This is a genomic window from Gardnerella vaginalis 1500E (genome assembly GCF_000263595.1).
Classification (GTDB): Bacteria; Actinomycetota; Actinomycetes; order Actinomycetales; family Bifidobacteriaceae; genus Bifidobacterium; species Bifidobacterium vaginale_E.
Genome location: NZ_ADES01000027.1, coordinates 43,405 through 55,721 on the forward strand (window position 1 = coordinate 43,405; position 12,317 = coordinate 55,721).

9 protein-coding genes and 1 pseudogene are annotated in these 12,317 nt (G+C 41.2%); all 10 read right to left on the minus strand.

The window, feature by feature from the left end; all coding sequences use genetic code 11:
• Positions 1-286: 286 nt before the first annotated feature.
• A pseudogene (locus CGSMWGV1500E_RS06575) lies at positions 287-682 on the minus strand (leucine-rich repeat domain-containing protein); the annotation flags it as partial.
• Positions 683-1,296: 614 nt separating this feature from the next.
• Entirely contained in the window at positions 1,297-2,142 is an 846-nt protein-coding gene (locus CGSMWGV1500E_RS00255) for a KilA-N domain-containing protein (RefSeq protein ID WP_004129609.1), read from the minus strand.
• A gap of 240 nt (positions 2,143-2,382) precedes the next feature.
• Entirely contained in the window at positions 2,383-2,556 is a 174-nt protein-coding gene (locus tag CGSMWGV1500E_RS00250) for a hypothetical protein (protein WP_004129611.1), read from the minus strand.
• Positions 2,557-2,691: 135 nt separating this feature from the next.
• The gene (locus CGSMWGV1500E_RS00245) at positions 2,692-3,756 is read right to left on the minus strand and encodes a LacI family DNA-binding transcriptional regulator (protein ID WP_004129613.1); all 1,065 of its coding nucleotides are present in this window, start codon (positions 3,754-3,756) and stop codon (positions 2,692-2,694) included.
• Positions 3,753-5,147 carry a glycoside hydrolase family 13 protein gene (locus tag CGSMWGV1500E_RS00240; RefSeq protein ID WP_004129616.1) on the minus strand — a complete coding sequence of 465 codons (1,395 nt, stop codon included), beginning with the start codon at positions 5,145-5,147 and terminating at the stop codon, positions 3,753-3,755. Before CGSMWGV1500E_RS00240 ends, CGSMWGV1500E_RS00245 begins: the two co-directional genes overlap by 4 nt.
• 55 nt (positions 5,148-5,202) lie before the next feature.
• Entirely contained in the window at positions 5,203-6,045 is an 843-nt protein-coding gene (locus CGSMWGV1500E_RS00235; RefSeq protein WP_004129617.1) for a carbohydrate ABC transporter permease, read from the minus strand.
• Complete coding sequence (locus CGSMWGV1500E_RS00230; protein WP_004129618.1) at positions 6,029-6,994, minus strand: carbohydrate ABC transporter permease; 966 nt, start codon at positions 6,992-6,994, stop codon at positions 6,029-6,031. The genes CGSMWGV1500E_RS00235 and CGSMWGV1500E_RS00230 overlap by 17 nt, the downstream gene beginning before the upstream one ends.
• A 2-nt stretch (positions 6,995-6,996) precedes the next feature.
• Entirely contained in the window at positions 6,997-8,277 is a 1,281-nt protein-coding gene (locus CGSMWGV1500E_RS00225) for an ABC transporter substrate-binding protein (protein ID WP_004129621.1), read from the minus strand.
• Positions 8,278-8,647: 370 nt separating this feature from the next.
• Positions 8,648-10,195 carry a branched-chain amino acid transport system II carrier protein gene (gene brnQ, locus CGSMWGV1500E_RS00220; RefSeq protein ID WP_155114890.1) on the minus strand — a complete coding sequence of 516 codons (1,548 nt, stop codon included), beginning with the start codon at positions 10,193-10,195 and terminating at the stop codon, positions 8,648-8,650.
• Between the two features lie 229 nt (positions 10,196-10,424).
• Positions 10,425-12,221, minus strand: a complete 1,797-nt coding sequence (argS, locus tag CGSMWGV1500E_RS00215) for an arginine--tRNA ligase (protein WP_004129625.1) — start codon at positions 12,219-12,221, stop codon at positions 10,425-10,427.
• Between the last annotated feature and the right edge of the window lie 96 nt (positions 12,222-12,317).

The window sequence follows — 12,317 nt, forward strand, 5'->3', positions numbered from 1 at the left end:
AGGAAGTAAGATTTTTGTTGTTACTTAAATTTAAACTCCTTAGCCAGTTATTATTACAATCCAATTCAGTAAGCTCTATGTTGTTTCTTAAATCCAAACTCGATAGATAGTTTTTATGACAATCCAATTTAGTAAGCTTTGGGTTGTTACTTAAATCTAAACTCGATAGATAGTTATTATTACACTTCAATTCAGTAAGCTTTGGGTTGTTACTTAAATTCAACTCTGTTAGATGGTTTCCAGAACAATCCAATTCAGTAAGCTTTGGGTTGTTACTTAAATCCAAACTCCTTAGCTTGTTATTAGAACAATCCAATACCTCAAGCTTTGGGTTGTTACTTAAATCCAAACTCCTTAGCTTGTTATTATAACAATACAATTCCTTAAGATTTTTAAAATATTCAATTCCTTTTAAATTAGAAAGTTCTATGCTGCCTACATCAATAGATTCAATTTTTTCTATATCTTGCGGACTTAACTCTTGATCACCATCTAAATCAAAATTGTTATGTACATAAAATCTAAAATCACGATCCGGAAAGTGTTCACGATCTATCGGTACACCGCCACTTACATTGTCATCTGCATAGCTAGCTATTGGATTTAAAGACAGACAACCCATGGTCATAAATAGGGCAAGAAGTAGGCCCGTTATCCTTTTCATTTTCATTTTCATTTTCATCTCATCTCTTATTTTTTATTTTTATATCTTCCATATATTCAAATGATTTATATTACTGCTTTGAAAAATTGCATAAAAATAGGCAGAAACATATACCTATCCATCAGGTATATGTTTCTGCCTATTAAAAAATTCTACGGAAAAAGAGACAGAGCTATGCTGCCTGCCTGCCTGCCTGCCTGCCTGCCTGCCTGCCTGCCTGCCTGCCTGCCTGCCTGCGAGGATTTTGTCAGTATTTCCATGGCTTGTCAACCTTTATGCATAACTTTTTAACGCACTGATTATACAAGATAAATTCCATATTGACTAGCCTTTATTTATTCTATATTCGTTGTTTACCCGTCTATTTAAATCACATCAATCTTTTCTGCATGCATTTTCTCAAGCAACTTCAAACTATGTAGGCTATCACCAATCTATCATGTGACAATTTGCCCCCGCTAGGCAGCTAACTTCTAATCGCAAAGCCGCAAGTCGCAAGCAGAAAGTCGCAAGTCGCACGCAGCAACTCGTAAGTCGCAAATAATCACATCAAAAACCTAAACAAAAGCCTACCGCAAACAAGCGCGGTAGGCTTTGTCACTCCCAATAGATGTTAGTGTGATCGACAAAAATTACTTGATGTTTCCTTCCAATTTTTTAATGCCACTATCACTAAGTTTTTCAAGTGACATTAATTGTGTTCTGGCAAGCTTTCTAAGTTCAATCATTCTTTCTTTTTGGTCCGCACCTTTACCAATAAGAACTGCATTATAGCTTTCCATATTTGCAAGCACCAACAACTCATTCAGACTTGCATAGTCTCTCATATTACCGTTCAAATCTGGATTTTCTTCACGCCACTGTTTAGCTCTCTTGTTAAACAAGGCTACATTGAGCATATCTGCTTCACTTGCATACTTGTAAGACAACTGTTCGTTGGTAAGATCTTTTAAGAGATATTCTTTAATTGCGTCCGTATGAATTTTGTAGTTAATCTTTGAAATTTCTCGATTAAGATTCCAACCTAATGATAGCTTAGAGTTTTCATCTGACTTAAGTCTTTTGTAATCTTGGATTACATACATCTTAAATTCAGCAGAAATCCATGAAGCAAATTCAAAGGCAATATCTGTATGTGCAAATGCACCACCGTATCTTCCGCCTTTTGAGATAATTCCGATTGCGTCTGTTTTTTCTACCCATTTCTTAGGGGACAGTGTAAAGGAATTATATCCAGCTTCCGATTTAATTCGGTCGAATTCGACCGAATTAAAATTCGTGTTGTTTAAGTTTTCCCATAAACCAAGAAATTCAATTGTATCTTTTCTTCTCATCCAATTTTTAATTACATCACTTGGTTCATCACTTTTATACTTAGCGATATCCGTAAGACTTATATAGTCATTTTTAAAGTCTTCAGTATAAATCTGAATAGCAAATCCCTTTGCTTCAATTATCTCTTTTTTTACTTTGGACATATGAGTTCCTCCTTTATTGATGTACGGTTTATAACATTTATTTTCGTAGTAAATGCTCTAAACAGCACACCAACTATTCGTTTTTTGATTTTAAACTTTGGTAGAAGCTCTAAAATCTTTGCTTCCCGCGTTATAAGGTGGATCTATTTAAATCACATCAATCTTTCCTGCATGCGTTTTCTCAAGCAACTTCAAACTATGCAGGCTATCACCAATCTATCATGGGACAATTTGACACCACTAGGCAGCTAACTGCTCGTCGCGTTTGCACATCTTCTTTAGATAGTCTCTTGGATTCTTACTATCCGTCAAAATGGCAACTACATCCACTACCGAAAAATACCATTCTTCTTTTTCGTTATCCCAAGTGGAACGCACTTGCTTGCCTTCAAATAATTTAATTTCATTACCCATGTTGATCCCCTTCAACTACAGTTATCCCCTCTTTAAATATCAATTTTATAATATTGCTTGATCGCTAGCAATATGAATTAACAATCGGCAACGGCGGCAACTTCTATGTAAAACTGCAAAATATATTAAAGCCAATTACTTCTTAAGAGGAGCTGCCCCAACCGATTCACGCACGATGAGGGCAGTTCCTAGTTTTTTATGCGAAACAGGCAAAGCTTCTTCATCAAAGCGTATTTGATCAATCAAACTTTCTGCAGCCAAACGTCCTTTTGAAGTAATTGGCTGATGAACCGTAGTTAATCGTGGCGTACAAATTGTAGACAAAGGCAAATCGTCATAACCAGTAATGGAAAGGTCCTCAGGCACTCGCAACCCTTGTTGTTGAGCTGCTCCAAGCACACCTAGCGCAATAATGTCACTAAACGACACAATCGCAGTAGGTCTGCATTCGAGATTAGTATCATTCCACATTTTATTAAAAACATCAGCGCCACCCTGATACGTGCAAGGCGTTTCTATAACGGTAATCTCTTTATCTTCCGGCGATAAGTTATGCTTTTTAAGCGCACGCACAACACTTGCCATGCGCCTACCAACTATTCCTTGCCATCCAGGATAATCAGTATGCGATTTCGTTTCAATTGCCGCAATACCAATGTTCCTATGACCTAAATCAATAAGTCGATCTACTAAATCTTCAAAATCATGCTCATCGTCAACTTCTACAGTTGGGACGTTAATAGGTTGAGCAGGATCCACAATCACTACAGGAACATGCTTATTCAAGATTTCAACAACTTCTGCACGTTCAGCTTCCAGGCCGCAAATTATAAAACCGCTTACTGCAGCCGTAGGAATAGCTTTTAACATTGAACCTCTTAATGGAGGAACAAGCATCAAAGTGTAGCCTTCCGACTGGCAAACCTGCCCAATTCCTTGAATCAAAAGTGAATAATAAGGATTTTGCAAAATCGTATCAATACCTTGCGGAAGCAACAATCCCAAAGCGTTCGAAGAATTTGTACGCAATGCTCTAGCTGTTGCACTTCGCACATATCCCATTTCTTCAGCAGTTTGCATAATATGTTCAACCGTCGCCTCAGATAGTTTTGACGGATCATTATATGCAAAAGATACTGCAGACTTGGAAACATTAGCTTTTTCTGCAACATCCTTAATAGTCACTCTACGAACATTCATAGTTTCCCCGCGGCTTCACCCTCATACATTATAATGGATTTTTCTCCCATACGATACTGGTTACCTATTATACTTGGCACACCAAATAGCGAACGATCCATACGCACTGGCAAATCATCACAATTAATGTAAGCTCCAGATCCGCGATGCACTAAGCATAAGCATGCACGCCCTGAAGGCAAAGTACGAGTAATACACACAGTATGTTTACCTAAAGCAGCTACATGCTGCCTGCCATATTGGAGAGCAGCATTTTCTCTACGCAGACGCATTAATTTGCAAACTGTTTTACGAACAGATAAATTCCAAGCATTCTCATTCCAAATCATAGGAGCGCGGCAACCTGGATCATTTTCTCCCTCCATGCCATTTTCATCGCCGTAATACACCATAGGAGCACCATCAGCAGCGAATAACAACGCATAAGCTAAATTCTCAGCGTCTTCAGCAGGCGTATCCCAAGCATATTCATGAGCTTTTGTGCGCGTAAGCAATCGCTCAGTATCGTGACTCCCAAGCAAATTCAACATACAAGATCGGTGTTCTTCTGGAATATCGTTATACAAAGCATTCATGCCATCTGCAAAATCATAAGCATCCAATGTTTCATCAGCGCAAAAACCTAGGACTAAATCACGAACAGTATAATTCATGGTTCCATCCATAAGTTCCGGCGTAAGCCATTGAGAAGGATTACGCCATTCTTCAGCCACTAAGTATTTATCGTCACCAAAAGATTTCACTACTTTATGGAAACCTTTCCAAAATGTTTTATTGACGAAATATGGAACATCTAAACGCCAACCATCAATACCACGATTTAACCAATATTTAGCAACGTTATAGTGGTGTCTACGCACTTCTGGATTATATACATTCCATTTTGGCAAATAGTAGCATCCGGAACATGTTTTATAATTTGGTTCCGGATGAGGCACTACAGGAAAACCCTCTACTGAAAACCAATTAACATATTGCGATTGTTCGCCATTACGCACAACATCTTGAAATGCCCAGTGGCCTATTCCACAATGATTGAATACACCATCTAAAACTACACGAATCTGCAATTCATGAGCGCGCTTAATAAATTCATCAAAATCTGCGTCATTCCCAAGTCGAGAATCAATTTTGAAATAATCAGTAGCGTCATAGCGATGATTCGTATCTGCTTGGAAAATTGGAGTGAGGTATAAAGAATTGACACCCATATCCGCAAGATATGGCAGATGCTCCCTAATCCCTTTCAAATCACCACCGAAAAAATTATCCCTAGTTGGAGATTTATCCCATGATTCTACAGGATTAGGGTTAATAGAAGCATTTGCATTTGCGAATCGCTCCGGAAAAATCTGATAGAATACGCTTGATTTTACCCATTCAGGTTGCATGACTTGTTCCTAACAAATAGTAAATTTTACAAATTACGAAAGTTTTATCACTTCTTCAATCTTTAAGACCAGTAGAAGCGATTCCTCGTTCAAGAGCTTTTTGGAAGAAGAAGAAAATAATGATTGATGGCAAAGTTGACGTCAAAGTTCCAGCCATTAAATAATTCCATGAAGTACCATAACGTCCAACAAAACCGCTTAATCCGATTTGAATAGTACGCATTTCTTCTGCATTTGTAACCAACAGAGGCCACAGGAAATCATTCCATGCAAATAGGAATGAGAATACACCAAGAGTTGCAAGAGCAGGCTTAGAAAGTGGCAGAATAACTTTAATAAAAATACCAAGGCTTGAACATCCGTCAATTCTTGCAGCTTCATCTAGTTCGCGCGGGATAGTACTAAAATGCTGGCGCAGCAAAATAATGCCGAACACATCAGCTAAACGCGGAACTGTTAAAGCTGCCATAGTATCAATCCAACGCAACTGAGCGATAATACCGTACATTGGTATAACTGTTACGAAGGCTGGAACCATGAAAGCAGAAAGCAGCAACACGAATAATATTTTCTTCCCAGGAAACTCTAATCGAGCAAAAGCAAAAGCTGCCATAGCATCAAACGCAAGATGACCAACTACAATAATTGCCGACATAATCAAGCTATTAATATAATAGTTTGCGAACGGAGCGCTTTGCCAAGCGTGCAGATAATTTTCCCAATGCCATGATGTTGGAATTACTGATTGAACAGCATACGTTTCGGCTTTTGTTTGCAACGACGTTGTAAACATCCACATAAATGGAATAAGTACCGAAGCTGCACCAATAATGAGCACAATATGTCGAGCAAGATGCAACGAACGCAATCTCGTAAAGACTTTACTTATTTTCTGCATTGCTTACCTTCCATTGCACAAGAGTTACGATAAGTACCAATACCAGCGACGCTATTGCGATTGCTGTGCCATAACCAAAATTGCCTAACCTAAATGCTTGACGATACATAAACATTCCTAGTACGTCAGTGCCCCCTCGAGGACCACCTTCAGTAAACACGTAAATTAAATCAAATGATTGGAAACTACTAATCAGCGCTTGCACAACCACGAAGAATGTCATTGGTCTTAACAGAGGAACTGTAATATAACGCAGCTGTTGCCAGCTCGTAGCACCATCAAGACTTGCTGCTTCATAAGTTGACTTAGAAAGAGATTGCAAAGCAGTCAAATATAGAATGATATTAAAACCGAGGTTCTTCCAAACCGTAAGAAATATAGTAGCAAATAATGCTAGCCACTTATCGTGGAGCCAGTCGGGTCCTGCAATACCTAGGGATGAGAGTACAGAATTTACAAGACCCGATGGATCCAACATATATTTCCATACAATTGCTACAGCCACCGAGGAGGTAACGACAGGAAGGAAATATATGGTGCGATACAATCCGCGAGCGCGAATTGGCGCATCTAGTAATACCGCAAAAATCAAGCCGGAAATAACCGATAGCACAGCTACGCCAAACGCATATATAACAGTCACGGTTAAACTATTCCAAAATTCTGGATCTTTAGATAGTTTTACATAATTCTTCAATCCAATAAAATCTGGATTTGCAGAAAAACCGTTCCAATTCGTTAAGCTCGTGTAGGCTGCAGAAATAATTGGATAAAAAGTGAAGATGACGAGAATCACTAATCCAGGAAGCAATAATCCCCACGCTGTGAGAATTTGCTCCCATTTTCCTACAGTTTTATGACCATTTTGCATCAGCTTACTACTGCCAACTTTTACGTTGTCAATAGCAGCTGTCTGCTTATTTTTTAGCTGTGCTATCGGGTTACGCATGATTACTTACCTTGCGCTATTACGTCGTTGACTGCTTTTTCTGCATTCTTTAATGCAGTATCAACATTTACTTCGCCAGAAAATGCTTTTTCCATTTCCTTTGCGAATGCCAACGAAATCTGTGGATATAGTTTGGTGTTTGGACGAGTATGAGCAGTTGCCATTTGTTCAATGTATGGCATCAAGCGAGGCTCTTTCTTCTCAACCCAAGAACGATACTCTGCGTTGCTAGCAGCACTCTTTGTTGCAGGCAGGAAGCCAGTAGACTCGCACCAATCAAGAACTTGCTTATCTTGCAAGAACCAAGTCACAAATTCAGCAGCGGCTTTTACTTTTGCATCATCATTATTAAACAGCATTGCCTGTTCTCCGCCAAGGTTGGTAGATGGCTTACCACCTTCAGGGGTTGGCAATGGCGCTGCAGCAAACTCAAATGGAGGATCAGCAGCCCAAATACCTACCATCCATGAGCCTTCCTGAGCAGAACCACCTTGACCTTTTTCGAACTTACCCCATCCTGCGTATGGGCTCACTCCGCTTTTAATAAGATCCATCCAGAAGTTTGCAGCTTTCTTACCTGCAGGAGTGTTAAATGCTGCAGCAGAGTTATCTTTCTTTAAGAATTCGCCACCAGCTTGCCAAAGATTGACTTGGAAGTTCCAGGTAAGAGCCTCACCACTGTCTCCTGCTTCAGTTGGCAAATCGTAACCTGGAAGACCAGTCTTATCCTTAATCTGCTTGGCCATTTGCTTTAATTCATCCCAAGTTTTTGGCGGCTTATCTGGATCTAAACCAGCCTTCTTAAATACTGTGCGATTATACATATACGCAAGATTATTGGCTGACATTGGAACTGATACTAAATGACCGTCAATTGAACCGAAATTCTTTAATGCTGGGTTAATATTATCAATTACTTCAGGCTTGAGAAGCTTTTTTAAGTCTGCAGATTTGCCAATTTGCGCCATTTGAGGCATCCAAATCAAATCACCTATGGCCATATCAGGCAAAGTATTTGACGTAGCAGATGCACGTAATTTTGTTAAGAAATCAGCATTAGGAACATTTGTAGTTTTAATCTCAATGTTCTTGTGCGAAGCATTAAATGCTTTTACTTTTTTATCGAAAGCATCTGCATTAGCACCATCCCAGTAGTGCCAAACAGAAACGGTCGTTTTACCTTGAGTATTACTTGTAGAGCTTGTGCCGCCACCGCATGCAGTAAGAGACAGCGCAGCAGCGAGCATCATAGAGATTGCTCCAAACTTTTTTAGTTTCAACATCGTTGTTCTTCCTTAGAAATATTTAGAGAAACTTAAAGGTTCTTGGACATACCGCCCAATGAATCATTTGATATATAGCAACGCCAGACTTATGCTGCAAACAGCGTCGTTTACTCCTTTCACTCATGAACAACCACTTTTGTCAATGCCTCAACATCGAGCATTAGACGCGTGCCTTTTGTATCTTGCTTTACTGGCTAAGCGAGAATTACTTTAGATTGCACATTATTTTGTTCGTTATTGAAATATACTAAATCGTTCCAATAAATAAGTCAAGTACGCGTTTTAACAAAAATCGCCATATCCTGTTACGTAAAATACGCATCAAAATATGGCGATTATTATGACGTCTACGCGACGCTACAAAACTTTAGGATTGCTCACTAAAATTAGGTTCATCAACGTTCGACTTAGCGAAGTCAGCAGGCTCGTTAAACTCAGCATTGCTTGAAGAATAATCATCGTCGCTAGCAACGCTACCTTCAAGATCTGGGCCAGAAGCTGCACGAGCCACTTCTTCCATGCCTTTGTTGTCACATAAAACCATGCGCACATAGCCAACAACAAATCCAACAACAGCTGGGCAAACCCAAGCCATGCCAAATTCCGAGAACGGCAACCAGTTTTGAGCAACAATCAACATATCGTTCATATGCAATGCGTTGCGCAAAGCTGTTGGCGAACTATTCAAAAAGTCAAATACAGCTGCAACGCCAGTAAAACCAAGTGTCCAAGCGTACACGACTTTGGAATTTCCAAAAAGTCGACCGCACAAAGCCAAAAGAATAAGCACGATTGACAGTGGATACAAGAACATCAATACTGGAACAGCGTATTCGATGATTGCGCTCAAACCAAAGTTTGCAAGACCAAACGAAACAAGCGTAATCAATACAGCCCAAACACGGTAGCTAGGCCCCTTAGGGAATAACTTAGAGAAAGTTTCCGAGCAGCTTACAATTAAGCCAACCGCAGTCTTTAAGCATGCAAGAGTTACAGTTGCAGCAAGCACGAATAAGCCAACGTTACCAAGATGGTAGCGTGCAACTTGCGCCAAAGTTACGCCACCGTTTTCCGCAGGTGGGAACAGAGCGCGGCTACGCACGCCAACAACAACAATCGCAACATAAATCACTGCCATAAGCAAGCAGCTAAAGAATCCAGAGCGAGCAGTATTCACTGCCACATCTTTAGGATCCTTTACACCGAACTGACGAATGGTGCTAACAACCACAATTCCAAATGCCAAGCTAGCTAAAGCATCCATTGTGTTGTAACCATCTAAGAATCCTGTAAAGAATGACTTATTAACGTAATTTCCCATAGGAGCAGCATCCGCAGAAGCGCCGCTTACAGGAGAAAATAGTGCTGTAAATACCAAAATCGCTAGGAACACAAGGAAGATTGGCGTAAGAACTTTACCAACCCACGTAAGTATTCCGCTCGGCTTCATAGCAAAGAAGAACGCAAGCGCAAAGAACACTACTGAGAACAAGAATAAGTAAAGCTGACCGTTTCCATCTTGCGGAACAACGCGCTCTAAGCCAACAGTGTACGAAGTTGTTGCGCAGCGTGGGATTGCAAAGAACGGGCCGATTGTTAAATACAGCACACAAGTGAAGAACATGCCGTACTTTTTGCTAGCTTTGCTTGAAAGCTCAAAAAGGCCGTTTGCGCGGCTCATTGCAAGAGCCGTAACACCAAGTAATGGCAAACCAACGCCAGTAACAATAAAGCCGATTGTTGCAGGAGCAGAATTGTTTCCTGCGTTAGCACCAAGAAATACTGGGAAAATAAGGTTTCCAGCGCCAAAGAACATGCCAAACAACATGACCGCCACGTATGCGGATTCAATAATTGTCAAGTTCCTTTTTTTCGGGGCACTGTCTGTGCTGACACTTTGTGTTGTGACGCTCATGCTACACCTCCTATATGGTGAAAAATTGTTTAAGCATATTATTTAACGCATTTAATAACAAAACTGAAACCGAAAAATAATATTAGGGGGTATATTAATAAATCGCATGTACTTAATCGGAAAAAGTTATAATCCGCGCGTGTCTCCTAATTAAAAATAAAAGGACGCTAGCATAAAAACTAACGTCCTAAATAAAAAGCAAATGCGCAATAATAGCAAATGCGCTAAATCACATCTTTTCTGGAGCAGAAACACCAAGCAAATCAAGGCCTTCTGCAATTACTGTGCGCACAGCCTCGTTAAGCTTAAGCCTGGCTGCAGCGCGTGCTGGCTCTGGGCACTTTGCAATGCGAGCCGCCTCACGCTCTTCTTCTGGCAAGCGATTTTCTGGGTCGCTTAACTCCATTGGCACTACGCGCTCAAGGTTGTACCACTTGTGGTAGCTTGCGGCCAAATCCTCAAGATAATGCGCAACGCGGTGAGGAGCGCGCAAATCGCCAGCTTGTGCCAAAGCAGCAGGCCATTGCGCCAAAGCAGCCAGCACTTCGCCATCTGCCTCGGTGTTAAGCAAGCTTAAATCAGCGCCATCTTGCGTAATTCCAGCATCCGCAGCGTTACGAGCCACATTGCAGCTTCGCGCGTGAGCGTATTGCACATAATACACAGGATTATCGTTGCTGTGAGAAGCGAGCAAATCCAAATCAATATCAACGCTTGTGTTGTAGTCAGTGCGAGCAAGCGAGTAGCGCGAAGCATCAACGCCAATTGCATCAACTAAATCGTCAATAGTAATAACGTTTCCAGCACGCTTACTCATGCGCACAGGCTTACCATCTTTCATAACGTTCACAAGCTGGCCAATAAGAATCTGCATATTTTCGCCAGGATTATCTCCAAAAGCAGCGCACATTGCCATCATTCGACCGATATATCCGTGATGATCCGCGCCGAGCATGTAGATTGCTACGTCTGCAGGATTCTGTTCGCGGTGGCGCTTGTTGCGATAGTATGCAATATCTGCAGCAAAGTAAGCGTAGTTTCCGTCGGACTTAATAATTACGCGATCTTTATCGTCGCCATGCTTAGTGGATTCAAACCAAGTTGCTCCGTCTTTTTCAAAAATGTCTCCACGCTCACGCAAGTCTGCAATAGCGCGTTCGACTTCGCCATCCTCGTACAGGCTGTTTTCGTGGAACCACACGTCGAAACCAACGCGAAAATCGCGCATGGACTTGCGAATTTCGGCAAACATCATTGGCACTGCGCGCTTGCGGAACTCTTCGCGCTGCTCGGAATCTCCTTCGCCAAGCGGCAAACCTTCCTCGTCTTTTCCAAGATCGACTCTAGGCAAAGAAAGAATATCAACGCCATCCGCATTCGCTTCTTTTATAACAGCGTCCGCGATTTCGTTAATATACGCGCCTTTGTAGCCGTCTGCAGGCGTTTCTTCGCCGTGAGCTGCCGCAACTAAAGACTTTGCAAAACGGTTAATTTGCTCGCCGTGATCGTTGAAGTAGTATTCGCGCACAACTTTTGCGCCGTTTGCTTCCAAAACTCGAGCCATTGAATCACCAACTGCAGCCCAGCGAGTTCCACCAATATGAATTGGACCAGTTGGGTTTGCTGAAACAAACTCAAGATTTAAGGTTTTGCCGCCCAAGTGAGCATTCTTACCAAAATCCGCACCCTGCTTTAAGACTTCGTCTACGACTGCCGCCGCAGAAGCAGAATCAAGCGTTATGTTAATAAAGCCAGGACCTGCCACTTCTACAGATGCAATACCTTCCGCTTCTTGCAAGCGCTCTGCAAAAAGTTCAGCTAAATCGTGAGGCTTCATACCAGCTTTTTTAGCAAGCTGCATAGCAACGTTCGTAGCCCAATCGCCGTGTGCGCGATCTTTTGGCCTCATAACTGCAAGTTTTTCGGCAGCAGGAATCAAATCTTCTGTTAGACTGCCAGCTTTACCGTTTGCTACTAAATCTTTAGCAATTTTTTCAATTAATTCACTTAAGCTTTCTGGATTCATGGTTTACAGTCTAGCGTTACCGCGCGATGCTTAGCGATTAAATACACAAAAAGCGCTGGAGTCGAAGATTGACTTCCAGCGCTTTTGTTTTGCAAT

Coding starts and splice junctions, on each gene's coding strand:
- CGSMWGV1500E_RS00235 (WP_004129617.1), bottom strand. CDS start 6,045: ATGCAGAAAATAAGTAAAGTCTTTACGAGATTGCGTTCGTTGCATCTT.
- CGSMWGV1500E_RS00250 (WP_004129611.1), bottom strand. CDS start 2,556: ATGGGTAATGAAATTAAATTATTTGAAGGCAAGCAAGTGCGTTCCACT.
- brnQ (WP_155114890.1), bottom strand. CDS start 10,195: ATGAGCGTCACAACACAAAGTGTCAGCACAGACAGTGCCCCGAAAAAA.
- CGSMWGV1500E_RS00240 (WP_004129616.1), bottom strand. CDS start 5,147: ATGCAACCTGAATGGGTAAAATCAAGCGTATTCTATCAGATTTTTCCG.
- CGSMWGV1500E_RS00255 (WP_004129609.1), bottom strand. CDS start 2,142: ATGTCCAAAGTAAAAAAAGAGATAATTGAAGCAAAGGGATTTGCTATT.
- CGSMWGV1500E_RS00225 (WP_004129621.1), bottom strand. CDS start 8,277: ATGTTGAAACTAAAAAAGTTTGGAGCAATCTCTATGATGCTCGCTGCT.
- CGSMWGV1500E_RS00230 (WP_004129618.1), bottom strand. CDS start 6,994: ATGCGTAACCCGATAGCACAGCTAAAAAATAAGCAGACAGCTGCTATT.
- CGSMWGV1500E_RS00245 (WP_004129613.1), bottom strand. CDS start 3,756: ATGAATGTTCGTAGAGTGACTATTAAGGATGTTGCAGAAAAAGCTAAT.
- argS (WP_004129625.1), bottom strand. CDS start 12,221: ATGAATCCAGAAAGCTTAAGTGAATTAATTGAAAAAATTGCTAAAGAT.